Origin of the sequence: Pseudomonas sp. S09G 359, assembly GCF_002843605.1 — a bacterium.
In the GTDB taxonomy this organism is placed as follows: domain Bacteria; phylum Pseudomonadota; class Gammaproteobacteria; order Pseudomonadales; family Pseudomonadaceae; genus Aquipseudomonas.
Window position 1 is genome coordinate 378,346 of record NZ_CP025263.1, and the last position, 24,909, is coordinate 403,254.

At 60.8% G+C, this 24,909-nt stretch carries 24 protein-coding genes and 1 tRNA gene; 12 read left to right on the forward strand and 13 right to left on the reverse strand.

The genetic code is table 11. From position 1 onward, the window contains the following. The first annotated feature begins 31 nt into the window (after positions 1-31). On the forward strand, positions 32-370 hold the full coding sequence (locus CXQ82_RS01610; RefSeq protein WP_101265544.1) for a tryptophan synthase subunit beta: 339 nt from the start codon (positions 32-34) through the stop codon (positions 368-370). A gap of 55 nt (positions 371-425) precedes the next feature. Here the strand turns inward: CXQ82_RS01610 and lapD are convergent, their stop codons facing one another. Beyond that, a complete protein-coding gene (gene lapD, locus CXQ82_RS01615; protein WP_101265546.1) occupies positions 426-2,372 on the reverse strand; it encodes a cyclic di-GMP receptor LapD in 1,947 nt (648 codons plus the stop codon). Positions 2,373-2,383: 11 nt separating this feature from the next. Further along, positions 2,384-3,100 (reverse strand): cysteine protease LapG, encoded by a 717-nt coding sequence (gene lapG / locus CXQ82_RS01620; protein WP_101273708.1) that lies wholly within the window; start codon positions 3,098-3,100, stop codon positions 2,384-2,386. A 267-nt stretch (positions 3,101-3,367) separates the two neighbouring features. Here lapG and bcsQ point away from each other — a divergent pair, with 267 nt between their 5' ends. Then, positions 3,368-4,342: a cellulose biosynthesis protein BcsQ gene (gene bcsQ / locus CXQ82_RS01625; protein WP_101265548.1), complete on the forward strand. Its 975-nt coding sequence runs from the start codon at positions 3,368-3,370 to the stop codon at positions 4,340-4,342. Positions 4,343-4,569: 227 nt separating this feature from the next. Here bcsQ and CXQ82_RS01630 read toward each other — a convergent pair whose 3' ends face one another. The 5 genes from CXQ82_RS01630 to CXQ82_RS01650 all read right to left on the reverse strand — a co-directional run bounded on the left by CXQ82_RS01630 (position 4,570) and on the right by CXQ82_RS01650 (position 8,775). Continuing rightward, on the reverse strand, positions 4,570-5,757 hold the full coding sequence (locus tag CXQ82_RS01630; protein WP_101265550.1) for a methyltransferase: 1,188 nt from the start codon (positions 5,755-5,757) through the stop codon (positions 4,570-4,572). Beyond that, entirely contained in the window at positions 5,738-6,427 is a 690-nt protein-coding gene (locus tag CXQ82_RS01635) for an ABC transporter permease (RefSeq protein WP_101273709.1), read from the reverse strand. The genes CXQ82_RS01630 and CXQ82_RS01635 overlap by 20 nt, the downstream gene beginning before the upstream one ends. Positions 6,428-6,465: 38 nt before the next feature. Further along, entirely contained in the window at positions 6,466-7,161 is a 696-nt protein-coding gene (locus CXQ82_RS01640) for an ABC transporter permease (RefSeq protein ID WP_053253867.1), read from the reverse strand. Positions 7,162-7,235: 74 nt separating this feature from the next. Next, positions 7,236-7,988: an ABC transporter substrate-binding protein gene (locus CXQ82_RS01645; protein WP_101265552.1), complete on the reverse strand. Its 753-nt coding sequence runs from the start codon at positions 7,986-7,988 to the stop codon at positions 7,236-7,238. 13 nt (positions 7,989-8,001) lie between these two features. Beyond that, the gene (locus tag CXQ82_RS01650; protein WP_101265554.1) at positions 8,002-8,775 is read right to left on the reverse strand and encodes an ABC transporter ATP-binding protein; all 774 of its coding nucleotides are present in this window, start codon (positions 8,773-8,775) and stop codon (positions 8,002-8,004) included. A gap of 555 nt (positions 8,776-9,330) precedes the next feature. Here CXQ82_RS01650 and gabP point away from each other — a divergent pair. Then, on the forward strand, positions 9,331-10,722 hold the full coding sequence (gene gabP / locus CXQ82_RS01655; RefSeq protein WP_101265556.1) for a GABA permease: 1,392 nt from the start codon (positions 9,331-9,333) through the stop codon (positions 10,720-10,722). A 135-nt stretch (positions 10,723-10,857) separates the two neighbouring features. On the opposite strand, the gene CXQ82_RS01660 is transcribed toward gabP, so the two are convergent. Both CXQ82_RS01660 and CXQ82_RS01665 read right to left on the reverse strand, forming a co-directional pair. Continuing rightward, positions 10,858-11,271, reverse strand: coding sequence for a hypothetical protein (locus CXQ82_RS01660; RefSeq protein WP_101265558.1), 414 nt, complete (start codon positions 11,269-11,271; stop codon positions 10,858-10,860). 17 nt (positions 11,272-11,288) lie between these two features. Beyond that, the gene (locus CXQ82_RS01665) at positions 11,289-12,227 is read right to left on the reverse strand and encodes an alpha/beta fold hydrolase (protein ID WP_101265560.1); all 939 of its coding nucleotides are present in this window, start codon (positions 12,225-12,227) and stop codon (positions 11,289-11,291) included. A gap of 172 nt (positions 12,228-12,399) precedes the next feature. On the opposite strand from CXQ82_RS01665, the gene CXQ82_RS01670 reads away from it, so the two are divergent. From CXQ82_RS01670 to CXQ82_RS01680, 3 genes are all read left to right on the forward strand, one after another. After that, the gene (locus CXQ82_RS01670) at positions 12,400-13,365 is read left to right on the forward strand and encodes an arsenic resistance protein (protein WP_101265563.1); all 966 of its coding nucleotides are present in this window, start codon (positions 12,400-12,402) and stop codon (positions 13,363-13,365) included. A gap of 87 nt (positions 13,366-13,452) precedes the next feature. Beyond that, positions 13,453-15,057, forward strand: a complete 1,605-nt coding sequence (locus CXQ82_RS01675; protein WP_101265566.1) for a glycosyltransferase family 39 protein — start codon at positions 13,453-13,455, stop codon at positions 15,055-15,057. A gap of 82 nt (positions 15,058-15,139) precedes the next feature. Then, positions 15,140-15,697, forward strand: coding sequence for a hypothetical protein (locus CXQ82_RS01680; protein WP_101265568.1), 558 nt, complete (start codon positions 15,140-15,142; stop codon positions 15,695-15,697). A 130-nt stretch (positions 15,698-15,827) separates the two neighbouring features. Here CXQ82_RS01680 and CXQ82_RS01685 read toward each other — a convergent pair. From CXQ82_RS01685 to CXQ82_RS01700, 4 genes are all read right to left on the reverse strand, one after another. Beyond that, a tRNA-Phe gene (locus CXQ82_RS01685) sits at positions 15,828-15,903 on the reverse strand. A 103-nt stretch (positions 15,904-16,006) separates the two neighbouring features. Then, complete coding sequence (locus tag CXQ82_RS01690) at positions 16,007-16,279, reverse strand: oxidative damage protection protein (protein WP_101265570.1); 273 nt, start codon at positions 16,277-16,279, stop codon at positions 16,007-16,009. Continuing rightward, positions 16,276-17,343 (reverse strand): A/G-specific adenine glycosylase, encoded by a 1,068-nt coding sequence (gene mutY / locus CXQ82_RS01695; RefSeq protein WP_101265572.1) that lies wholly within the window; start codon positions 17,341-17,343, stop codon positions 16,276-16,278. The genes CXQ82_RS01690 and mutY overlap by 4 nt, the downstream gene beginning before the upstream one ends. Further along, entirely contained in the window at positions 17,340-19,553 is a 2,214-nt protein-coding gene (locus CXQ82_RS01700) for an AsmA family protein (protein ID WP_101265574.1), read from the reverse strand. The genes mutY and CXQ82_RS01700 overlap by 4 nt, the downstream gene beginning before the upstream one ends. A 326-nt stretch (positions 19,554-19,879) precedes the next feature. Between CXQ82_RS01700 and CXQ82_RS01705 the strand changes: the two genes are divergently transcribed. The 6 genes from CXQ82_RS01705 to hisF all read left to right on the forward strand — a co-directional run bounded on the left by CXQ82_RS01705 (position 19,880) and on the right by hisF (position 24,844). Beyond that, entirely contained in the window at positions 19,880-21,541 is a 1,662-nt protein-coding gene (locus CXQ82_RS01705) for an OFA family MFS transporter (RefSeq protein WP_101265577.1), read from the forward strand. A gap of 256 nt (positions 21,542-21,797) precedes the next feature. Further along, positions 21,798-22,391: an imidazoleglycerol-phosphate dehydratase HisB gene (hisB, locus tag CXQ82_RS01710; RefSeq protein WP_003218037.1), complete on the forward strand. Its 594-nt coding sequence runs from the start codon at positions 21,798-21,800 to the stop codon at positions 22,389-22,391. Beyond that, positions 22,391-23,029: an imidazole glycerol phosphate synthase subunit HisH gene (gene hisH / locus CXQ82_RS01715; protein WP_012721746.1), complete on the forward strand. Its 639-nt coding sequence runs from the start codon at positions 22,391-22,393 to the stop codon at positions 23,027-23,029. Before hisB ends, hisH begins: the two co-directional genes overlap by 1 nt. Then, positions 23,030-23,287, forward strand: a complete 258-nt coding sequence (locus CXQ82_RS01720; protein ID WP_101265579.1) for a DUF2164 domain-containing protein — start codon at positions 23,030-23,032, stop codon at positions 23,285-23,287. 39 nt (positions 23,288-23,326) lie between these two features. Next, on the forward strand, positions 23,327-24,064 hold the full coding sequence (gene hisA / locus CXQ82_RS01725) for a 1-(5-phosphoribosyl)-5-[(5-phosphoribosylamino)methylideneamino]imidazole-4-carboxamide isomerase (protein WP_003187784.1): 738 nt from the start codon (positions 23,327-23,329) through the stop codon (positions 24,062-24,064). Between the two features lie 9 nt (positions 24,065-24,073). After that, positions 24,074-24,844 (forward strand): imidazole glycerol phosphate synthase subunit HisF, encoded by a 771-nt coding sequence (gene hisF / locus CXQ82_RS01730; RefSeq protein WP_017138643.1) that lies wholly within the window; start codon positions 24,074-24,076, stop codon positions 24,842-24,844. Positions 24,845-24,909: the final 65 nt, after the last annotated feature.

A 24,909-nucleotide genomic window follows, 5' to 3' on the forward strand; every position in this document is an offset into this window, starting at 1 on the left:
GCCTGCAGGGATTTTTATTGGGAGAACGCTGATGTTCTACGTGCAACGCGATCAACATAACGCACTGGTGCGCGTCGAGGCGCAGGCCTACGCGGAAGCCACTGAGACGCTGCCAGCGGACCATCATGAGATCCAGGCATGGTTTGCTGATGACCAGATCGAAAACAGCCTCAAGCAGCTCAAGAGCAGCGACCTTGAGATGATTCGCGTGCTGGACGACTTGATCCACGTGCTGACGTCCAAGGGCGTGATTCGCATCACCGACTTGCCGCCGGCGGCACAGGCCAAGTTCCTCGAGCGTACCCAGGCCCGGGCAGCGCTGGGTGGGTTGAGCGAGCTGATCAATGACGACGAAACGGGTTTGATCTGAGCCTGCGCGCCTCCTTCACGGCATCAGCGTAAGGGAGGCACGAGGGTTCAGCGTTTTACTTCCAGGGCGCCGGTTCACCGACCAGTTGGCCTTGCACCCCTTCTACACCCATCTCGCGGATTACCCGCAACTCCCCCTCGGTTTCCACGCGCTCGGCAATCAGCGGCAAGTCAATGCTGTGGGCGGCCCGCTGGATCGCTTCAATAAAGAAGCGTTTGTGGCTTTCCTGGTCGATGGCGCGGATGTAGCTGCCGTCGATCTTGAGGTAGGCCAGGCCCAGGTGCGCCAGGTTGCCGATCATGCTGAAGCGCCCGCCGAAACGCTGCAGGCCAAGGCTGTAGCCCAGGTTGCGCATGCGTCGGATCATAAGCTCCAGTTGGGTTTGCTCGGGTACTTGCTCTTCACCGATTTCCAGGAACAGGCGCGACCCCAGGGCCGGATGCTGGGCCAGGCGCTCGAAGATACGCTCCAGGGCCTGTGGGTCGTTCAAGGTGGCGGCTGAGAGGTTCAGGGCCACGGACTGGTTGTGCTGGGCCAGTTGTTTGATCACCAGGTCGAGCATCAGTTGGTCAAGGCGTGCGGTCCAGCCGAAGCGTTCCAGCCATGGCAGGAAGTGGCCGGCGGCGATGGTCTGGTCCTGGTTGTCGAGCAGGCGCGACAGCACTTTGTAATGCAGCACCCGTTGGGTATCGCTGCTGCTGACCACTGGCTGGAAGAACAAGCGGAAGCGGCCCTGGTTCAGGGCATTGTCGAGCAGGGTGTGCCAGCTGTGTGGGTCATCGCTGACGGTGTCGGGCGTCTGGTGTTCCAGGCAGACCCAGCTTTGGCCGCTGTTGGCTTCTGCTTGCACCAAGGCCTGGTCGGCCAGCATCAACAGGTCTGCCGAGGCGTCGCCGGGGTGGTAGGGGGCCAGGCCGATGTAGGCCACGGTGGGCATGTCGGTGGCGCCGGTTTCGTACAGGCTCTGCAAGGTGGTTTCCAGTTCCTGGGCCAGTTGCAGGGCTTCGTCTCGCACCAGGCCTGGGGCGAGCACGGCGAACTCACCACCACGGCTGCGGGTGATCAGGTTGTGGGTTTCCGGGTATTTGGCACAGGTGCGCACCAGTTGCTGGCTGACGGCTTGCAGCAGTTGGTCGGTACGCTGGCCACCGAGGCGCTGGTTCAGGCCGGCCAGGTCATTGATGCGCAACATCAACAGGTAACCGGAGCTGTCCTCTTCCAGATTGCTGACGCGTGAGCTCAGTTGCATCTCGAAATAGCGACGGTTGGCCAGCCCGGTCAGGCTGTCCTGGTAGGACTCCACGCGCAGCTTCTCGCTGCGTTCGGTCTGCTCGTGGAACAGCGCCTTGAGCTTCTCCACCATCTGGTTCATGGCCTGGACCACGCGGCGCAATTCCGGGGTGCGGGGCAGGTCGGGCAAACTGAGGAACTCGCGGCGGGCAATCGCATGGGATTGCTCGACCATGTAGTCCAGCGGCTTGAGCTGACGACGCAGCAACAATGCCCCAAGTACCGCACTCGCGGCACCGCACAGCAGCAACCAGCCGAGGCTGCCCAAGGCGCTTTGCCAGAGCTTGGCCACGGCAAACATCGGGTGGCTGACCACCTCGACCCGCGCCGCCTGCTGCCAGCCTCGGCTGACGATGGCGTCGCCGCCGGCCGGTGCCAGGCCGATCATCTTCACGAACCAGGCCGGTACACCACTGGCATCCGGCTCGGCGGCACGCTCCACCAGCACCTGGTCATTGCTCAGGTCGATCACGCGGATGCTGGCGTAGTAGCCACTGTCAAAGATCGAGCTGACCATCAGCTCGGTCATCGCCGGGTCATCGATGTTCGGCGTCAGCGACAACGCCAGCGCGGTGGCCGCGTCCTGGGCGTGCGAGCGCAGCTGGTTGACGTACTGCGTACGCGAGCTTTCCAGGCTGACCACGAAGCTACCGCTGAAGGCGACCACGAGAAACACACAAATAGCGATCAGCAATTGTTTGAACAGTGACATCGTAGCTCCTGTTAATTATCCGGACTGGCCGGAAACCCTTCGGCGGTCATTTTTTTCAAGACATCCTGCCAGCGTGACAGACGCTTGGTGTCACCGACTTTTTTGTTGCCTGACGCGCCAGTCAACCACAGGCCTTCACCGTTGAACGCGTACACGGGCAACAGGTCCGTACGCTGGCTGGCGGGCAGAATCGGGTCCATCAGGCTGTCGAGTACCAGAGGCATGGCTTCGGGGCTTGCATAGTAAGTCAGCACCATGTGCGCGCGGTTCTGGCGCAGGGCTTTTACGTAGGTGATCCGCAGTTTGTCGGCCGCGATTCCGAGGTGGCGCAGGCTGAAGTATTTGGCGATGGCATAGTCTTCACAGTCGCCTGCGCCCTTCCACAGGGATTGAATGGGGGTCGCCCAGTAATCAACCTCATGCCACAGGTCGATATCTTCCTCGTAGTGCAACTGCCGGTTGAAGAACAAGTTGACCACTTTGAGCTGCTCCAGCTCGCTGATCTGCTTTTGCGTCGACAGCAATTGCTGCCAGGCATCAATGCGTTGTCGGCCGGCGCCCAACGGCCCGTAAAGCGACTCGGCGCGGCGGCTGATCTGGCTGAAATCCCAATCGGCAAGCAAATAGCCCGGCAGGCCGCTACCGATCATCAGCGTGATGGCAAAACCGAGCAGAATTCGACGGAGTTTAAAGCGTATCGCCACTGCGAATTCCAGAGCTTGCAGCATTGAAGGTGCGGCAATGGTGCGGTGATAATGGGTAAAAAACAATGGCACGATGAAATCACTTAGGGCCATATTTCAATAATGCGTCGTCAGTAAATTGGCGATTTTCCACTCGTCCGAAAGGTCTTCGGTAAATTCATCAAAATAATGACACTTCACTGTCGCTGACACAGAATGTGTCAACGAAGCGCACACAAAAAGACTTGCGGTAAGCCCCCTGCTTCTTGCCGACCTCCCACGTCTTTAACCGCGCCGTGAGGAGCCTCGGCCATGAGCCGCACTGATGATCTGTTTGCCCTGTTCGGCAAGAGCGTTGCCCGCGACCCGCAAGGGCGCAACGCGCGGCTGCACTTTTTCGGCAGCATTCCCTTCGATGATGGCACCCGCGTGAACGTGACGGACGGTTTGCGCTTCAGCGCCAATGGCCCGTGTGCCAACGAACAACCCCAGCCCTATGACGCAAACGCGCCGCGCCCGAGTGTGGTCGCGCTGGTGTCCGTCAATGGCGGCGTTGGCCGCAGTACGCTGGTTACGGCCTTGAGCAGCGGCTTGCAGCGTTTGGGCGAGTCGGTGGTGGCGTTGGACCTCGACCCTCAAAACGCACTGCGCCAGCACTTTGGTGTGAATCATGACCTACCGGGTATCGGCCCAACCAGCCTGCTCAATGGGCAGTGGGAAACGGTGTTGCAAACGGGGTTCGCCGGCTGCCGGATGATGCCCTTTGGCGATACCGATATGCAGCAGCAGGAAAACCTGCGGCGCTGGCTCACGCGTGAGCCCAAGTGGTTGGCACAGCAGTTGTCTTCTTGTGGTTTGAGTGAACGCCACACCGTGATCGTCGATACCCCGGCCGGGAATAACGTGTACCTGCATCAGGCATTGAATGTAGCTGACCTGGTGTTGGTGGTGGTCCAGCCTGATGCCGCGTGCCTGGGCACGCTGGAGCAGATGGATGCCTTGCTGGCGCCTTACCTTGCGCGCAATTTTCCGCCGCGTTGCCACTTTGTGATCAACCAGCTGGATGAGCATTCGGCGTTCAGCCTGGAAATGGTCGATGCGTTCAAGCTGCGCCTGGGCGAAAACCTGTTGGAGGTCGTGCACCGCGATCCGTCCATCAGCGAAGCCCTGGCGTTTGGCTCGGACCCGTTGGACAACGTGGCCCAGAGCCTGGCCAGCGACGAAATCAACGAGTTGTGCAAATGGCTGATCAGCGCAAAAGCCAGCCCTTTGGCGGCCGCGTTATAGGCTTGACGCGCAACGCTTATGCACAATTGGTTGGTTGTTACTGCTGACGGTAAGCCATTTTATGAAGCAGTTCTCATTAAGTCGCAACTGGCTGTTTTGCCTGTGTTTTATTTTTTGAACAAAAAATGATCAAGGCGACTTTCGGGCTGTAAGGCAGATTTCTACGGGCTCTGTTAAGAATCCATCAACAGAGTTATCCACAGGCTGTGGTGCGACAATTTTGCCCTTTAATCGCGCTCGGCAAGCACCATCAAGTTGCGCGGCGTCAATGCAGGTTCACAGAAGCTGCCCACCTCGACCCTGTAGCCGTTCTCGGCAAGAAACAATGCCCGATCCAGCACCAGCCATAGCTCCAGCGGGCGCCGAAATAGACCACGCAACAATTCCAGGTTTCTGACCTCGGCCAACCGCTGCCAGCCAAACGCCTCCAGCCCCGCCCAGTCCTGCTCACCTGTGGATAACCCCTTGCGGCTCGCCAGTGCCTGACAGTAGTCGGCGAAGGGCTTTTCCAGCCAACCGGCAGGCAGGGACGGCGTGGGCAGGTACTCGTCGCAGCCGCGCAGTTGCCGTTGCAGCTGATCGAAGCCCAGGCGCCGGGCCATGGAGGTGTCCCGTTGCAGGCGCACTCGGTTGCCGGCGGTAACGGTTTCGCTGAGGGGCAGGCCGAGGTCATCGATCGATAACTGCAAGCGTGAAGCCCTACCCGCCGTGGACAGCGCCTGGTAGGTGTCGGCGTTGATCCGGTTGTAGCAGCAGGGCGCCAGGGCGAGTTGTTTACAGCCCGCGGCGCTAGCCAGTTGCAGCAGGCGTACATGCAGGTCGCCGCAGGCATGCAGGGCCACAGGGGTTTGATCGGGGTGGATCGTCACCTGCGCCATCACGTCCTGCAGGCGATGCGCGGCGGGTAGCTGGTGATGCTCGCTTAGGGCCTGGCCCGCCGCGATCAGCGCCGGGTCGTATTCCAGGCAGGTCAGCTGTTGCCCGGATTGCAGCAGGCGGCGGCCGAGGTGGCCCTTGCCGGCGCACCAGTCCAGCCAGTGCTTGGGCGGTTGCGCAAACTGCAGCGCGGCGCCGAAGGCTTCGATCTGTTGCCATTTGCGCCCGGGCACGTCGACGTTCAGGCGATGGCGCGCGGGTGCCAGCGGGTGCGTGGGTAACTTATCCACAGCGCTGAGGCGCCGGGCCTGCTCAGCCAGTTGTGGAAAAGGCGCGGGCGCCGGTAGTTCATGGGGTGTGTTGTGACTGGCTTCGGCCTCGGCCAACGTACGTTTGCGCAGCCAATGGGCGAGTTCAGGGTGTGCGCTTTCCCAGGGTAACTGCCGATGGGTAAAGGGCCGTGGTCGCCACAGCCCTTGGTGCTCGATCAGAAACCCATCGAGGGCCTGGAAGCGTGCTTCAACGTCCCTGGCAGGCATCGACGCGCAGCCAGCGTTCCAGCAGTTTGAAGCCGCGCACCAGGATGTAGGCCATCAACAGGTAGAACAGGCCGGCCGCGAAGAAGATCTCCACCGGCAGGTAGGTGCGCGCGATGATGGTTCGCGCCATGCCGGTCAGCTCCAGCAAGGTCACGGTACTGGCCAGGGCGCTGGCCTTGAGCATCAGGATCACTTCGTTGCTGTAGGCCGGCAGGCCGATGCGCGAGGCGCGGGGCAGGATGATGTAGAACAGCGTTTTTGGCTTGGACATGCCCAAGGCGCGCGCCGCTTCGATTTCGCCTGGCGGGATGGCCTGGATCGCGCCGCGCAGGATCTCGGCGATATAAGCGGCGGTGTGCAGGGTCATGGTGGCGGTGGCGCACCAGAACGGATCGCGCAGGTACGGCCACATAAAGCTCTCACGCACCGTGTCGAATTGCGCCAGGCCGTAGTAGACCAGGAACAACTGCACCAGCAACGGCGTCCCACGGAAAAAGAAGATGTAGGCGTAGGGCAGGGCACTCACGTACCAGCGGCGCGAGGAGCGCGCGATGCCCAGCGGGATTGCCAGCAGCAGGCCGGCGATCACCGCGATGGCCACCAGCTCCAGGGTCAGGGTTGCGCCCTGGGCCAGTTTCGGCAGCCATTTGATGATCACGGCCCAGTTCAGGCCCAGGTCGAAATGCGCCAGCCAGCTGTAGTCGCCGCTCATTGGGTGCTCCTTGCAAAGCCGCGGGCGGCGCGTTTTTCCAGGAAGTGCATGCCGGTCATCGCCAGCACGGTAAGGCCCAGGTACATGAAGGCTGCGACCATGAAGAAGGTGAACGGCTGCTTGGTGACCGTCACGCCGATCTGCGCGTGGCGCATGATTTCTTCCAGGCCGATGACCGACACCAGCGCGGTGTCTTTCATCAGGATCATGAACAGGTTGCCCAGGCCCGGCAGGGCGATGCGCCACATCTGCGGCATGATCAGCCGGGTGAAGATGCGAAACTTCGACAGGCCCAACGCCACACCGGCTTCGCGGTGGCCCTTGGGAATGGCGAGGATCGCGCCACGGAACACTTCCGTGGCGTAGGCGCCAAAGCACAGGCCCAGGGCGATCACCCCGGCGGCAAAGGCGCTTAGAGAAAGGTCGGGGTTACCAAAAAACTCCCCCAGGGCACGCATCAGGTTGACCGTGCCGAAATAAATCAACAAGACCCACAGCAGTTCGGGAATACCGCGAACGATGGTCGAGTAAGCGCCGCCAAGCCACTGCAATGGCTTGTACGGTGAGGTCTTGGCCAAGGCGCCGGCAAGGCCGAGCACCAGCCCCAGGCACAGGGCCGTGAGCGCCAGTTTGACGGTCATCAGCGCGCCGGCGGCGAGCGCCGGGCCGAATCCGTAAAGATCAAAATTCATGGTGTTTTCATATCGCGGCAGGCATTGCTGAAAGCCGGCGCGCTCAGGCGAGCGCGTCGGTCAGGCCATTCAGATCATTCGATGCTGAACGGGAAGTACTTGTCGTTGATCTTCTTGTAGGTGCCGTCTGCCTTGATCTCTGCCAGGGCTTTGTTCAGGCGCTCGCGCAGTGGGTCGCCCTTGCGTACGGCGATACCGATCTTGTCGCTCTCTACAACCGGGTCGCCCTTGAACTCGTAGGCGGAACCGTCTTTGCTCTTGAGCCACTCGTACTGCACGTACTTGTCGGCGAGGATGCCGTCCAGGCGCCCGGACGTCAGGTCGAGGTAGGCGTTTTCCTGGGTGTCGTACAGCTTGGCTTCGGTTTCCGGCAGCTTGTCTTCCAGGTAGGTACCGGCCAGCGTCGCGCGTTGTGCACCGATGACTTTACCTTTCAGGTAGCCGGCGTCGGTCTTGAAGTCTGCGGTGGCTTTTGGCGCGATGAACTGCAGCTTGTTGGAGTAGTACGGGTCGGTGAAGTCGACGGCCTGCTTGCGCTCATCGGTGATCGACAGCGAGGACACCAGGAAGTCGAACTTCTTGGCGTTCAGGGCCGGGATGATGCCGTCCCAGTCGGATACATACACTTCGCACTTCTCGACTTTCATCTTGGCGCACAGGGCGTCGCCGATGTCTTTGTCGAAGCCGACGACGTTGCCGCTGGCGTCTTTATTGTTGAACGGCGGGTAGGCCGCTTCGATCCCCATTTTCAAGGTTTCTGCCATGGCCGTGGCGCTGAACGCCATCGAGACGGCCGCGGCCAGAAGGAATTTTTTATAGTTCTGCATGCATGTTGCTCCGTTAGCGGTTGCTGGACATGAATTGTTTGCAGCGCGCCGAAAGCGGGTTTTCAAACACCTGCTGTGGCGATCCTTGCTCTTCGACCAGGCCCTGGTGCAGGAACACCACTTCACTGGACACCTGGCGGGCGAAGCCCATTTCATGGGTGACCAGCAGCATGGTGCGGCCTTCCTCGGCCAGCGCGCGGATCACATTAAGTACTTCCTGAACCATTTCCGGGTCAAGCGCCGAAGTGGGCTCGTCGAACAGGATGACCTTGGGTTGCATCGCCAGGGTGCGCGCAATGGCCGCCCGTTGCTGCTGGCCGCCAGATAATTGCGCGGGGTAGGCGTGGCGTTTGTCACCGATGCCGACCTTGGCCAGCAGGGCTTCGGCCACTTCGATGGCTTCGGCCTTGCTCTGGCCGAGCACACGGCGCGGCGCCTCGATGATGTTGTCGAGGATGCTCATGTGCGGCCACAGGTTAAAGTTTTGAAACACAAAACCGATTTCGCTGCGCAGGCGGTTGATCTGCTTGCCGTCGGCGGCCATCAGCTCGCCGTTTTTTGCGGCCTTGAGCTTGAGTTCTTCGCCGGCCACCAGGATCTGCCCCTGGTGCGGGTTTTCCAGCAGGTTGATGCAACGCAGGAACGTGGACTTGCCGGAACCGGAGGAACCCAGGATCGAGATCACGTCGCCGTCACGGGCGGTCAGCGAGATACCTTTGAGTACCTCCAGCTCACCATAGCGTTTATGCAAGTTGCGGATTTCTAGCGCGGGCGCGGCCTCGGCCATGTGGGGTCCTCATTGTGTTCGTTGCGTTCGACGCTGTTGGGCCGCCTTCCTGGCGAGGCGCCAAGCTAGCATAGCGACTTGATGGCAGCCAACAGCGCGGCCGGCGGTAATCAGGCGGTGTGCGGCAGAGTGTCGCATCGGCACAGTAGCGTGTCGCGCCATCAACAACCGAACAGCCGTTTGAACCCGAAAAACCGTAGGCTTCGCGTAAAAAAGGGCGCGATGGTGCCAGCTTTGGCCGGGTGTTGGAAGGGTTAACCGGGCAAACGGTGCTTATCAGCACCTTTGTGAGGCGTCACGTACTTTTTGTGTGTGTTTTTGGTGCGCGTGCTCGTCTTTAAAGTGGGTCGCACGGTAACGCTATAGCGGAATGCCATTGTTCTCAATGACTTGCGATTTCTGACGAATTGTCCTACAGCCCGCGTCAATCGCGGCTCTGTAACATTTTGGCGCAAATCTTGCGTAAAAAATAAACAACGCCCCGTTGGTTTCTTTTCACGAGAAAGATCCCAGGCCGGGTGGACCGTTTTCGCAATTCCTCGTAAAGGTGTGTCAATGAGTAGTACGCAAAGCTCCAATGACCTCGAACAGGGGCTCAAACCGCGTCACGTCACCATGCTGTCGATTGCCGGCGTAATCGGCGCCGGTTTGTTTGTAGGCTCCGGCCACGCGATTGCTGCCGCCGGTCCCGCCGTACTGCTGGCCTATGCCGCTGCGGGTACGCTGGTGGTGCTGGTGATGCGCATGCTGGCCGAAATGGCCGTGGCATCGCCGGACACCGGTTCGTTTTCCACCTACGCCGACCGCGCGATCGGCCACTGGGCCGGTTTCACTATCGGCTGGCTGTACTGGTGGTTCTGGGTGCTGGTAATTCCGTTGGAAGCCAACGCCGCTGCGACGATCCTGCATGCCTGGTTCCCCGATGTGGCCATCTGGGCCTTTACCCTGATCATCACCTTGCTGCTGACCGCGACCAACTTGTTCAGCGTCAAGAACTACGGTGAGTTCGAGTTCTGGTTTGCGCTGATCAAAGTCGTGGCGATCGTGGGCTTCGTGATCCTCGGCCTCGCGGCGATTTTCGGCTTCCTGCCGACCAGCCAGGTCAGCGGCGTTTCGCACCTGTTCGACACCCAAGGCTTTATGCCCAACGGCATGGGCGCGGTGTTGGCAGCGATCCTGACCACCATGTTCTCCTTCATGGGTACCGAGATCGTCACCATCGCGGCGGCGGAATCGAAGAACCCGGGCCAGCAAATCACCAAGGCCACCAACTCGGTGATCTGGCGGATTGGCTTGTTCTACCTGCTGTCGATCTTCATCGTGGTGTCCCTGGTGCCATGGAACGATCCGACCCTGGCGGCGGTAGGTTCCTACCAGACCGTGCTGGAACGCATGGGCATCCCGAACGCCAAGCTGATCGTCGACCTGGTGGTATTGGTTGCCGTGACCAGCTGCCTGAACTCGGCGCTGTACACCGCTTCGCGCATGCTGTTCTCGTTGGGTCGTCGCGGTGACGCACCGGCCGTGGCCAAGCGCACCAACAAGAGCGGCACGCCTTACTGGGCGGTGTTGCTGTCGACCGGCGCAGCGTTCCTGGCGGTATTCGCCAACTACGTGGCACCGGCAGCCGTGTTCGAGTTCCTGCTGGCCAGCTCTGGCGCCATCGCGTTGCTGGTGTACCTGGTGATTGCAGTGTCGCAGCTGCGCATGCGCCAGAAGCGCACGGCGGCGGGCGAGAAGATCGTCTTCAAGATGTGGCTGTTCCCCGGCCTGACCTATGCGGTGATGGTGTTTATCGTCGGTACGTTGACCATCATGCTGTTCCAGGAAGCGCACCGGGTCGAGATTATCGCGACTGGCGTTCTGAGCTTGCTGGTGGTGGCGGCGGGGTTGTTTGTGTCAAGCCGTCGCAAGGCGCAGAAGGTGGGCGCAGCGGTACTCAATTGATGTGATGCGGTTGCTGAAACGCAGCTAAAACCATGTGGGAGCGGGCTTGCTCGCGAAAGCGGTGGAACAGTCAATATTTACTTTGACTGACACTTCGCTTTCGCGAGCAAGCCCGCTCCCACATTTGGTTTTGTATCAGTCTTGGGAGTTGACCAGCGCCTGAGACGCCGCCACGTAATCCGCTTGGAATTCTGGCGACTCAATCCATGCCAGTGCGGCGGCTTCATCGTCGCTGTCGGTAGCCCACTGTCGATACTCGATCAGGGCCGCCAGGATAAAGTCGGTGGCTTCTTCTTCACCCTCCTGCTCCAGCACCAGCGCCAACAGCGGGTGTGCCAGGAAAACTGCGCACAACGCCTGCTGGCTGGTTTCGCCAGCGGTGCGCATCTCTACGAACAGCTCGGTCAGGTCCACCGACTCAAGGTCAATACGGCTGTCATCGCCGGCGAACGCATCCGGCTTGCTGGCGACGGCGCGCTGGGTACGGTTCTGCTTGGCCTTGGCCTTCGCCCGGTGGGCACGTTTTTGCTGTTTGTTCGGCGAAGCCATGGGCTCACGTCCTTGGGTCAGGATCTGGGTAGGGTATTGAAGCGCAGGTTTGGGGAAATCCCAAGGGTATCCGTAGCTAATTGGGCGTTTTGAAGCCATGCCAATGCAATCGGCCACAACCGATCCTGGTATTCGCTACGAAAAAACGCGAAATGCCCGACCTGTTTTTCGCCGATATCGTCGGGGGCGATCCTTAGATGAGTGCGTTCGCAGCCGTCGAAGTAACCCAGCAACCGTTCAATCGCGGCCACGGTGCCGAATGGATCATCAGTGATGCTGATCGCCAGCATCTGCGCCTTTACGCGGCTGAATGGCAAGCCAGCCAGGGAGCGCCCGCTGGGGCGCGTCTCGTATCTGGGCGTCGGCGTGCTCCAATCCCGCACCACGCCTGCCGGCGTGTCTTCCAGCCAGCCCAGGCGCTTGCCGGGAAAATACCCGCACAGCGCCGTGACCAGCGGCATCAGCACATGCCATTTGGCGAACATCCGCCAGCGCCGGCTGGCCTCGTAGTCGCGCCAATAGGCGAACTGCGCGCCCACCGTCACGATCCGCCGGATCAGCGCGCCGGATGCGCCCAGCCCCGCTGCGCAGCCGCCGAAGCTGTGGCCGACCACGTCAATCGGCTGGCCCGGAAATTCCCGCTGCGCGCGCAGCACCATCGCCTCGAAATCCAGCGTGCCCCAATCCGACCACGACGCCTTGAAGCCCCGTAACGAACCACTGCGCGACTCGCCGATGCCGCGATAGTCGTAGGTGATCACGTCGAGGCCATTGGCGAACAGGTAGTCGGCGAAACGCGAATAGTGGCGGCAGCGTACGGAGGTGGCGGCGTTGATGATCACGACCGGGCGTTCGAGGTCGGTGCGCAAGTGGCGCCAGGTGAAGCCGCCGATGGCGTGGTTGTCGGCAGTGAGTTCGCTGAAGGATTCGGGCGTGGGGCGGGTCGGCAAGTTCATGGTCAGTTGGGTCCTGGCGCTTTTTATGGGTGGCCTTGGAGGCGCACGCGCTTTTATAGGAAATCGAAACTAACAAATTTGGCGGGCCATAGGTGCGCAGATTTTCACGATGCTCGACCTTATTGGCGTGGATGCTTAGGCTGGCGAACCTTTGATCGATCTGAGCCCGCCCATGACCCGTGACACCCTCGAGCACAACCAGATTCCTGTGTACTTCGTCGCGGTCCTCCTGGCAGCGCTGTTCGGTGTGCTGGCGCCTTCAGTGGGGCACGCGCTCGGCGCACTGGTCACACCGGCGATCGCAGTGCTGATGTACGCAATGTTCCTGCAAATCCCGTTTCTGAACCTGCGCCAGGCTTTTGGTAACAAGCGTTTTCTGTCGGCGCTGCTGCTGGCCAATTTCATTCTGGTGCCGTTGCTGGTGTGGGCGCTCACCCGTGGCTTGGTGGGGCGCCCGGCGTTGTTGGTGGGGGCGTTGTTGGTATTGCTCACGCCGTGTATCGACTACGTGGTGGTGTTTACCCATATCGGCAAGGGCGACTCGCGGTTGCTGTTGGCGGCAACGCCGGTGCTGTTGCTGCTGCAGTTGATTCTGTTGCCGCTGTACCTGGGTTTTATGCTGGGCGAGCAGCCCGACGTGGTGGTGGCGGCGGGGCCGTTTGTCGAGGCGTTCCTGCTGCTGATCGTGGTGCCGATGGTGCTGGCGGTAGTCACCACGTCCCTGGCGCGTCGGTCGCCGCTCGTCAGTGCCTGGAACAACGCCTGGGCGTGGCTGCCGGTGCCGGCCATGGCACTGGTGTTGTTTGTGGTGATTGCCTCGCAGATCACTTCGGTGGTGCGCGATTTAAACCTGTTGTTGCCGGTGATCCCGGTGTACATCGGCTTTCTGTTACTGGCGCCGCTGCTGGGTGCGCTGGCTGCGCGGCTGTTCGCATTGCCGGCGTTGACGGCACGGGCGGTGACGTTCAGCGCGTCGACGCGTAACTCGCTGGTGGTGCTGCCCCTGGCCCTCGCGTTGCCGGAGGACGTGCGCGGGCTGGCGGCGACGGCGGTGATCCTGCAAACCCTGGTCGAGTTGGTGGGCGAGTTGCTTTACGTGCGGCTGATCCCGAAGTGGGTGTGGCCCGCAGGTCGGTAAAAGCGCGAATGTTCAGGTTTGTTCAGGCGCTATTCAGGGGCGCGCTCGGCACCATAGGCCAGCGCTCCCCACCTGACAGGTCAATCGATGGATCATCGCAACCGCTTTCGCCTGGAAACCCTGGGCATTTTCCTGTTTGCGTTGTTGCTGTTTACCTTGGGCATCTGGGATCAGCAGCCTCAAGGCTTTGACGGTCGCTGGGCGCTGTTCCTGCAGGAAATGTTTCGCCATGGTGCGAGTCTTTTTCCCACGACCTACGGGCAGCCCTACGCGGATTACCCCGGTACCGCGACGTTTCTGAGTTTTATGTTTGCCCGGTTATTCGGCGCGCCTAACCATTTAGCGAATATCTTGCCCACGGCGCTGGCGTCTGCCGGTGTGGTGGCGCTGATCTATCGGTTGTTGGTTGCGTATGAGCGCCATTGGGCGCTGCTCACGGTGTTGCTGACCTTGCTCACTACCCAACTGCTCGAAAAGTCGCGCTCGGTGTGCCTGGATCAGATGGTGGCGCTGCTTTGCGTAGGCAGTTTCTACCTGCTGCACAGCGGGCAGCGTCTCGGCTCGCGGTGGCGGCAGCTCGCGGTGTTCCCGCTGTTTATCCTGGGCTTTGCGATACGCGGGCCGCTGGGGTTGATCGAGGTCTGCGGCGTGGTCTGCGTGTATTGGGCGCTGGGCCGCCCAGGGGAGCGCGTCAGACAGGTGTTGGTTCACGGCCTGGTCGGCCTGGTATTGCTGGCGGCCTGTTGGTGGCTGCTGGTGAAACTGGCGCGTATCAGTGGGGGCGATGCGTTTGCCGATGAAGTGTTCAAGATGCAGGTGGGTGGGCGTCTCGATGAAGCCGGCGAACCGTTCTACTTCTATCTCCAACTGAGCTTGTACCGTTACTTCCCAGTAGTGCCGCTGGCATTGGCCACCATGGTTGCGCTGCGTCATCGCTGGCCTGAGCGGTTCGATGAGCCGATGCAACTGGTGGTGCGGCTGGGTGCCTGCGGTTTGATGATTCTGCTTGGGCTGTCAGTGCCGCACTTCAAGCGCGCCTATTACATCTTGCCGATGGTGCCGATGTTTGCCGCTGTCGCCGCCTATGGGCTGCTCCAGGCGCAAGGCTGGCTTGCAGGCGTACGTCGAGGCTACGAGGGGCTGATCGTCGCGCTGCCGGCTTTATGCGTGGTTGTAGTCTTTGTCTGCCGGCACGGGTGGCAAAAGCACGGTTACTGGCCTGACGTTTCGCTGCCGCTGCTGATTGGCGTGCTAGTGCTGCTGCAAGTGGCGGCGCTGCTCGCCTGGCGCCGGGCGGGGCGGCTGGTGTGGCTTAGCCTGATTGCGCTGGTAGCGCAGTGGTCACTGCTGGTGGCGGTGGTGGAACCGTCGAAGGACTTGCAGTTTGACACCCGGCAGTTTGTCAGCCAGGTAGAGGCACTTCGCGCGGCGGAGCCTGGGCCATTGGTGTTTGTCGATCTGGGGCGCGACACCTGGGCAGTGCGCTACATGATGAACCTGGATCACGATGAGCAGCCGGTGTTTATCGGCGCCTCTGAGGCCCAGCGGTTGGATGCATTGCCTCGGCCTTCATGGGTGATTGTCGCGCGCAAACAAGCCGCGTTGCTCAAGGACACATCCCTGGAGCATCTGGCGCCGAGTTTTGAAGGCCGCTTGAATGACAATCCGTTGATGGTGTTTTTGCTGAAGTGACCCGTTAAAGGCAGTATTCAGTGACGCGTTGGGCTACTGTTGCTTGCGCAAAATACACTGACGTACCTTTTCAAGGATTGAAATGAAAGCCACATTGCTTGTGTTATCCGCCCTTGTCCTGCTCTGCGGCTGCACCACGCCGCAAACCGCCAACATGTCCAGCCCGTCAATTGCCGACACCAAAACGGTAGTGTTCGGTGGCAAGACCTTCGTCCTGAAATTCCAAAAGCCGGGCTTGTGGGAGTATTTCCCAGCAGAGGAAAGCGTCGATGCCTGGAATGAAATGCTGGACTTTACCGTCGTACCTCGCGAGATGAGCCGCTTCAAACCCCTCGACCTCGCCAAGCGCGCCATCCAGCTTCACCAGCAAGAAAATCCGAACCAGCCGGCGATCCTGCTGACCGACAATAAAACCGGAATCGATTACGCGATGCATTTTTATCCCGCTGCATTGCGCAAAGACGGGCAATTCTCGGAAATCAGTTATTTCAAGTACTACAAGGACAGCACCACCGGGCAGACCATCATCTTTCACTTTGCCAGGAATATTCCAAGACCGAATGATCCCTCGGAAAGCGCGATAGAGACGGGTCGGGAAATAGTGCCGCTGATAGAGGCGTTCCCGTTGTATCGGCCGTGATGCCTTTGAGCAGTCAGCATGAACTGATTTGGGCGTTTGAGTGGTTGTGACATTGCACCCACTTTGTACGCCTAAAGGCCCAGAAACGAAAAAACCCCTGATTCCTTGCGGAATCAGGGGTTTCGGTATTTGGTGCCCAGAGACGGAATCGAACCGCCGACACGGGGATTTTCAATCCCCTGCTCTACCGACTGAGCTATCTGGGCAACGGGGCGCATTAAACGGGTTTTTCAGGGGGTCGTCAAGCAAGTTTTCAAAAAATATTTAATTATTACCGTCGCTTACGTGCCGACCCTGGTTTTTGATCAATTATTGAGCAGGCGGCACGTAGCCGTCGGCCTTGGCGTATTCCTCGCCGGAAAAGAACTTGTCCATCTCGCCCGCCAGGTATTTGCGATCTTCGGCGTTCATCATGTTCAGGCGCTTTTCGTTGATCAGCAGGGTCTGGTGTTTCAGCCAGTCGCCCCAGGCTTGGGTGGAAATATTCTCGAAAATGTCCTGGCCCTTGGCGCCCGGATACGGAGGGCGTTCCAGGCCTGGCAGTTGTTCTTTGTACTTGCGGCACATTACGGTGCGGGTCATGACGACACTCCTGCATTCAATACGTCGGCCGCGCGCTTCAGCAGTTTCTTGACCGGGGCGGCAAGGCCCAGGCGCGGCGGGGTGGCGAGGTTATACCAGAGCCAGTCGGCCTCGGCCACGTGGTGGGCGGATTCCTCGACCTGGACCAGCCAGGGTTCGATGGCCAGTTGGAAGTGGCTGAAGGTGTGGACCAGCCCCGGCAGTTCCTGGTGTTTGCCCAGTTCCAGCGCGTGTTGGTGGGCCAGGTGTTCCAGGTCTGCGAAGTCATCCAGCTCGGGCAAGCTCCACAAACCGCCCCACAGGCCGGTGGACGGGCGGCGATAAAGCAGGATCGCGCCCTCGGCATTCGCCAGCAGCGGCATCAGCGTGCGCTTCTGCGGGATGGTCTTGCGCGGCTTGGGGATCGGGTAGCGGGTCTCCAGGCCGAGCATATGGGCTTCGCAGCCCTTTTCCAGCGGGCACAGCAGGCAGCTGGGTTTGCTGCGGGTGCAGAGGGTGGCGCCCATGTCCATCATGGCCTGGGTGTAGGCGTTGACGCGATCATGGGGTGTGAAGCGCTCTGCGGTGGCCCACAGCTGCTTGGCCACCTTGGGTTCGCCTGGGTAGCCCTCCTGCGCGGTAAAACGTGCCAGCACGCGCTTGACGTTGCCGTCGAGGATCGGCGCCCGCAGGCCCATGCTCAGGCTGGCGATTGCGCCGGCAGTGGACAGGCCGATGCCGGGCAGCTCGGTGAGCTTTTCAACATCCTTGGGAAACTCGCCACCGTACTCGGCCACGACAATCTTCGCGGTCTTCTGCAGGTTGCGTGCACGGGTGTAGTAACCCAGGCCGGTCCACAGATGCAGCACTTCATCTTCCGGCGCGGCAGCCAGGGCCTCGACCGTCGGCAGCGATGCCATGAACCGGTCGAAATAATTCAGCACGGTGCTCACCTGGGTCTGCTGCAGCATGATCTCCGACACCCACACCCGGTACGGCGTGATGCCCTGTTGCCAGGGCAGGTCATGGCGGCCGTGGCGGTCGTACCAGTTAAGTACCGCCTCTGAAAACTGCTCGCTTCTCATCGTTTGAACAGGCCCTTCAACGCATCTTTCAACTGCGGGTTCACCTTGTCGAGCTTCTCTTCGAGCTTCTCGCTGAGCTTGTTGCCGGCCGCCTTGATCGCAACCTGGCTCAAGCCGTCCTTGTCCAGGCGGCAGGCCTTGGCGCCCAGCTCCAGCGGGCCACGGCAGCGCAGCGGCACTTCGATGTTCTGGAAATTGGACCCGACCTGGCAGGCCGGGTCCGGTGTGTCGCGCTGGTCGCCCTCGACAATGATGCCGACGCGGTAATCCATGCCCAGCACGCGCAGGTCGACGTCACCGTTGCCGTTGACGGCGAGCCCGGGGATACGCACTTTCAGGTCGGGATTGCTGGCCACGCCGTTACGGAAGGTCAGGTTGCCTTTCAGCTCCTGGAACGGCGTGTCCTTGCCTTGTGGCGTGCTGCTCAGGGTCTTGCGGTTGAGCAGGGCGATACCGGTGCACAGTTGCTGTTCGAGGTTGGCGTTGAGCAGCACACCGTTGTTGATCACAAAGCTGGCCGTGCCGTTGAGGCTATCGATCAGCGCCTTCTGGCTGTTGCCGCGGCCAGTGAGGTTGCTGTCGAGGGTGACCTGGCCTTTTACCGGCGGGTTTTGCCCCTGGGCTTGCAGGATGCGTTCGACCGGCACTTGCTTGATATGGCTTTGCAGCGCCAATACCGGGATGTCCTGGCGCACATCGAGTGTGCCGTTGGCCTGGAACGTGCCGTTGTAGAGGCCACCACTGAGGCTGTCGAGCTTGAGCTGGCCGTCGATGCCGGAGGCTTTCAACGCGGCATTCTGGATCGGCAATTTGCTCAGGGTCAGTTGGCCAAAGGCCAGGTCGGCGTCTACATCGAGTTTGCGCAGGTGGGCCAGTGGCAGCAGTTTGTCGGTGCTCCAGGCGCCTTTGGTCGGTGCATCCGGCAGCGGTGTAGTGCCACCGGCGGCCATGGCGCCGGCTTCGCTGTTCTGCACTTCGGCCTGGCGTGCGGCGCTTGCGCCCTTGGCGGATTCGGACTTGGCCGGCAGGTAGTTGTCGGCGTTGAAGCTGTCGCCCTTGAGCTGCACGCGCAGCGATTGCTTGGCAAAGTCGTCCACGGCAAGGCGGCCGGTAAAGGTGCTGCCATCGAGTTTCAGGTTCAGGTCTTCCAGGGCCAGGCTGGTCGGCGTGCCCTTGAGGCGGCTGACCAGCTCGACCTTGCTCAGGCTGCCCTCGGCCATCGGCGGCAACGGGCTACCAACGCTGTCGAGGAACTTGGCCAGGTCAAACTGGGCGATGGACAGCGCGCCGCTGAGCTGCGGGGTCTTGTCCAGGTCATTGACCTTCAGTTCGCCCAAGGCGCGCAGTTGGTTGGCCGAGAGTTTCAGGTTGGTCCATTCGGCAATATTCGCCGCCTGGTCCACCAGCAGTTGGCCCTGGGTGGAGAAGGTCACGGTCTTGCCTTGCAGCGGTTCGCCGGTGGCTTCGCCGGTGACCTTCATGTCTTCGAACTGGTAGCGCTTGAGGGCGCGCTGGATACGCAGGTTGCCATTCAGCTCGGTCTTGACGCGCATCACCGGCTGGTTGCTGCCGAAAAAGGCGGTGAGCTTCACCGGAATGCTGGCACCTTCGTGCACGGCGCCGGCGCTCAACTGGATGCTTTCGGCGCTGAACTGCTTGCCGGTCTGTTCGTCGTTGTATTCAACGCGGGCGTTGTTGACGGTGAGGCTGTCGATATCCAGGCGAATCGGCTTGGCCGGTTTTTCCGGCTCGGCCTCGGCCGGTTGTTCCACTGGAGCAGGGGTGCCGGTGGTGGTCGCCACAGTCACATTCTTGCCAATGTCTTCCCAGTTGCCATGGCCTTGCTTGTCGCGGGTGAGTCGCAGGTTGAGGCCTTCGACACGCACGTCGCTCATCTGCACTTCACGGCGCAGCAGCGGCAGCACGCGCACCGACAGGCCGAGCATCTGCAGGTCGGCAAATGGCTGGGTCGGGTTGGTCAGGGTTGCCACGCTGGCTTCGTGCAGTTCAAGGCCCAGCCAGGGGAACAGGCTCCAGCCGATATCGCCATTGAGCGTCAGCTCGATGTGGGCCTTGTCGCGGGCTATCTGGCGAATCTCGTCTTTGTAGTCGTTGGGATCGAAGAGATGGGTCAGGGCAAAGCCCAGAGCCACAATGATCAGCAACAGCCCGAGAAGTACCAGACCCAGGATTTTGCCGAACGCTTTCATGGGCGAGTCCTTGTATGTCGATTTCAAAATTTAGCCGCAGAGTATAACGCGCCGACAGTCGGCGTCAGTTCACCGATCGTTACATTGTATCCAAGGCGAGGGAACAGAATTTTGGCGTCAGGAAAAGACGATTTACTGAAAAAAGTGATATCAGTTTGGTTTTTCTGTCATCCACTGGTGCTAATCTCTGCGTGTTCGTCCGCCTTCTGCGACGTATCGTCGCGCCAAAATGGAGCTTTACTCAACAACAACGGCCAACGCTTTGCGTGCAAGGCCGAGGGAGAGAGCGCCTGACGGACGCATACCAATAACTGGGGGAAACACCAATGAGCACTAGTACTGCGGCCGGCCATAGCGCCGCGCAGCCTGCGTTCCTGTCCAAGGAACGCATTATCGCCAAGCCCGGGTTCAACCGCTGGCTGGTTCCACCGGCCGCCCTGGCCATCCACCTTTGCATCGGCATGGCCTACGGTTTCTCGGTGTTCTGGTTGCCACTGTCGAAGGCGCTGGGTGTCACCAAGCCGGTCGCCTGTGCGCCGGACATGAGCTTCATCGCCCAAGTCTTCTCGTCCCAATGCGACTGGCCCATCTCCATGCTGGGCTGGATCTACACCCTGTTCTTCATCTTCCTGGGCTGCTCGGCAGCGATCTGGGGCGGCTGGCTGGAACATGCCGGGCCGCGCAAGGCTGGCGTTGTATCGGCACTGTGCTGGTGTGGCGGCCTGTTGATCTCGGCGTTGGGTATCTATACCCACCAGATCTGGCTGATGTGGATCGGCTCCGGGGTCATTGGCGGTATCGGCCTGGGCCTTGGCTATATCTCGCCCGTGTCGACCCTGATCAAGTGGTTTCCGGACAAGCGTGGCATGGCCACCGGCATGGCGATCATGGGCTTCGGCGGCGGCGCGATGGTCGGTGCACCCCTGGCCGCAGCGCTGATGGGCCACTTTGCTTCGCCGACCGGCGTGGGCGTGTGGCAGAGCTTCCTGGTGATGGCTGCGATCTACTTCGTGTTCATGATCGGCGGCGCACTCTCCTATCGCGTTCCGCCAACCGGCTGGAAGCCTGAGGGCTGGACCGCGCCGGCGAAAAAAGCCAATAACGCAATGATCACTCACCGTCACGTGCATGTGAACGTGGCGTGGAAAACCCCGCAATTCCGTCTGGTATGGCTGGTGCTGTGCCTGAACGTATCGGCCGGTATCGGCATCCTCGGCATGGCTTCGCCGCTGCTGCAGGAAGTGTTCGGCGGCAAGTTGCTGGGTGTGGATGTGCCGTTCGGCCAGTTGGACGCCGGGCAATTGGCCTCGATTGCTGCTATCGCTGCGGGCTTCACCGGTCTGTTGAGCCTGTTCAACATCGGTGGCCGGTTCTTCTGGGCGTCGTTCTCCGACTACCTGGGCCGTAAAAACACCTATTTCGTGTTCTTCGCCCTGGGCTTTGCCCTGTATGCGCTGATCCCGAACCTGGGGCACCTGGGCAACGTGGCGCTGTTCGTGGCGGCGTTCTGCATCATCCTGTCGATGTACGGCGGTGGTTTTGCGACCGTGCCTGCGTACCTGGCCGACCTGTTCGGTACCCAGATGGTCGGCGCGATCCACGGTCGTCTGCTCACGGCCTGGGCCGCAGCGGGCGTATTGGGCCCGGTGCTGGTCAACTACCTGCGTGAATATCAGCTGAGCATCGGCGTTGAACGCGCCGCCGCCTATGACATCACCTTGTATATCCTCGCTGGCCTGCTGGTGCTGGGTTTCATTTGCAACCTGCTGGTTCGCCCGGTGGCCGACAAGTACTTCATGACCGACGCCGAACTGGCTGCCGAACAGGCGCTGGGTCATGACAAGGGCGCTGATGCCACCACTTCCCTGGAGTGGAAAGCCGCAGCCGGCAGCAAGCCATTGGCGATCGCCGCCTGGCTGGTGGTGGGTATTCCGTTGGCGTGGGGTGTGTGGGTGACCCTGCAGAAGACGGCGGTACTGTTCCACTAACACCGCATGAACCTTGTGGGAGCGGGCTCGTGTGGGAGCGGGCTTGCTCGCGAATGGGTTGGATCAGTCAGCGCATGTATTGGCTGACACGCCGCCTTCGCGAGCAAGCCCGCTCCCACACAAAGCAGCTCCCACACTTGTACTGACATGTCTATCCCCGACACTCCATCAGTCTTATCCCCTTCGATGTTTCTGTTTAGCGCCCGCGCCCCTATAATGGCTGCCTTTTTCGCCCAATGATTTTGCGGAGCTGGTGATGGCCGAACGTAAGGCGTCCGTCGAGCGCGACACTCTGGAAACCCAGATCAAAGCCTCGATCAACCTGGATGGCACCGGAAAGGCCCGATTTGATATCGGTGTACCTTTTCTTGAGCACATGCTGGACCAGATCGCCCGTCACGGGCTGATCGACCTGGATATCGTCAGCAAGGGTGACCTGCACATTGACGACCACCACACGGTGGAAGACGTGGGTATCACCCTCGGCCAGGCTTTTGCCAAGGCCATCGGCGACAAAAAAGGCATCCGTCGCTACGGCCACGCCTATGTCCCGCTGGACGAAGCGCTGTCGCGTGTGGTCATCGACTTCTCGGGCCGCCCAGGCCTGCAGATGCACGTGCCGTACACCCGCGCCACCGTGGGCGGCTTCGACGTCGACCTGTTCCAGGAATTTTTCCAGGGTTTCGTCAACCACGCACTGGTCAGCCTGCACATCGACAACCTGCGTGGCACCAACACCCACCACCAGATCGAAACCGTGTTCAAGGCTTTCGGCCGCGCGCTGCGCATGGCGGTGGAGCTGGATGACCGCATGGCCGGGCAAATGCCTTCGACCAAGGGCGTTCTGTAATGCAGACGGTCGCGGTTATCGACTACGGCATGGGTAACCTGCACTCGGTGGCCAAGGCCCTCGAGCACGTAGGCGCCGGCAAGGTGCTGATCACCAGCGATGCCAACGTGATTCGCGAAGCCGACCGGGTAGTGTTCCCGGGCGTCGGCGCGATTCGCGATTGCATGGCCGAGATCCGCCGCCTGGGCTTTGACAGCCTGGTGCGTGAAGTCAGCCAGGACCGCCCGTTTCTCGGGATCTGCGTGGGCATGCAAGCCTTGCTCGACAGCAGTGAAGAGAACGACGGCGTCGACTGCATCGGCCTGTTCCCGGGCCAGGTGAAGTTCTTCGGCAAAGACCTGCATGAAGACGGCGAACACTTGAAAGTCCCGCACATGGGCTGGAACGAAGTGCGCCAGAGCGTCGATCACCCGTTGTGGCACGAAGTGCCGGACATGGCGCGCTTCTACTTCGTGCACAGCTATTACATCGCCGCCGGTAAACCCGGCCAGGTGGTGGGTGGCGGGCACTACGGCGTCGACTTCGCTGCCGCGCTGGCCGAAGGCTCGCGGTTTGCCGTGCAGTTCCACCCGGAGAAGAGCCATACCCATGGCCTGCAATTGCTGCAGAACTTCGCCGCCTGGGACGGGCGCTGGTAAATGGCCAGGAAGCCGAAGCAGCCTATCTTGAACCTCACGCCCGAACAGGAGAGTGAGGCTACCCTCAAGATCAAGCGCTTCATGGAAGACCGCTTCGAACTCAAGCTGGGTTCGTTCGAGGTCGCCGAGATTCTTGAGCTGTTCACCACCGAAGTGGCTCCGCACTATTACAACCGGGCGGTTTTCGACGCGCAGACGCTCCTTAAAGAAAGGTTCGAAAGCATCGAAAGCGACCTGTGGTCGCTTGAGAAACCCTGATTTCCCAAGCATTGCTGAATATCGAATAAGGTTTGCCAGATGCTGATTATCCCCGCTATCGATCTCAAGGACGGCGCCTGCGTACGTCTGCGCCAAGGCCGTATGGAAGACTCCACGGTGTTCTCCGATGACCCGGTGAGCATGGCCGCCAAATGGGTGGAAGGGGGCTGCCGTCGTCTGCATCTGGTGGACTTGAACGGCGCCTTCGAAGGCCAGCCAGTCAACGGTGAAGTGGTCACCGCGATTGCCAAGCGCTACCCGAACCTGCCGATCCAGATCGGTGGCGGTATCCGCTCCCTGGAAACCATCGAGCACTACGTCAAGGCTGGCGTGAGCTACGTGATCATCGGCACCAAGGCGGTGAAAGACCCTGCGTTCGTTGCCGAAGCCTGTCGCGCGTTTCCGGGCAAGGTCATCGTCGGCCTGGATGCCAAAGACGGTTTCGTCGCCACCGATGGCTGGGCTGAAATCAGCACCGTGCAGGTGATCGACCTGGCCAAGCAGTTTGAAGCCGACGGCGTGTCCGCTATCGTTTATACCGATATCGCCAAAGACGGCATGATGCAGGGCTGCAACGTGCCGTTCACCGCTGCGCTGGCTGCGGCCACGAAGATTCCGGTGATCGCTTCCGGCGGTATCCACAACTTGGGCGACATCAAGTCGCTGCTGGACGCCAAGGCCCCCGGCATCATCGGCGCCATCACCGGCCGTGCGATCTACGAAGGTACCCTGGACGTCGCCGAAGCCCAGGCTTACTGCGACGCCTACAACGGCTGAGGACTGACCATGGCGCTGGCCAAACGCATCATCCCTTGCCTGGACGTCGACAACGGTCGCGTGGTCAAGGGCGTCAAGTTCGAGAACATCCGTGATGCCGGCGACCCGGTGGAAATCGCCCGTCGCTACGATGAGCAGGGTGCCGACGAGATTACCTTTCTCGACATCACCGCCAGCGTCGACGGCCGCGACACTACGTTGCATACCGTCGAGCGCATGGCCAGCCAGGTGTTTATCCCACTGACCGTGGGCGGTGGCGTACGCACCGTGCAAGACATCCGCAACCTGCTCAATGCCGGTGCGGACAAGGTCTCGATCAACACGGCTGCGGTGTTCAACCCGGAGTTTGTCGGCGAAGCGGCGCAACACTTCGGCTCGCAATGCATCGTGGTAGCCATCGACGCCAAAAAGGTTTCCGGCCCGGGTGAAACCCCGCGCTGGGAGATCTTCACCCACGGTGGTCGCAAGCCGACCGGCCTGGATGCGGTGGAGTGGGCGATGAAGATGGAAGCCCTGGGCGCTGGCGAAATCCTGCTCACCAGCATGGACCAGGACGGCATGAAAAATGGCTTCGACCTGGGCGTGACCCGCGCCATCAGCGACGCGCTGGGCATTCCGGTAATCGCTTCGGGCGGTGTGGGCAACCTGCAACACCTGGCCGACGGTGTGATCGAAGGCCACGCCAGCGCAGTGCTGGCGGCGAGTATTTTCCACTTTGGCGAATACACCGTTCCCGAGGCCAAGGCCTACATGGCGGCGCGAGGTATCGTCGTTCGCTAAACGTTGCTGGACACCATGGCGGGCGCGCGGCACTCTCTGCGCTTGCCATGGATCCCGGTAGCCTT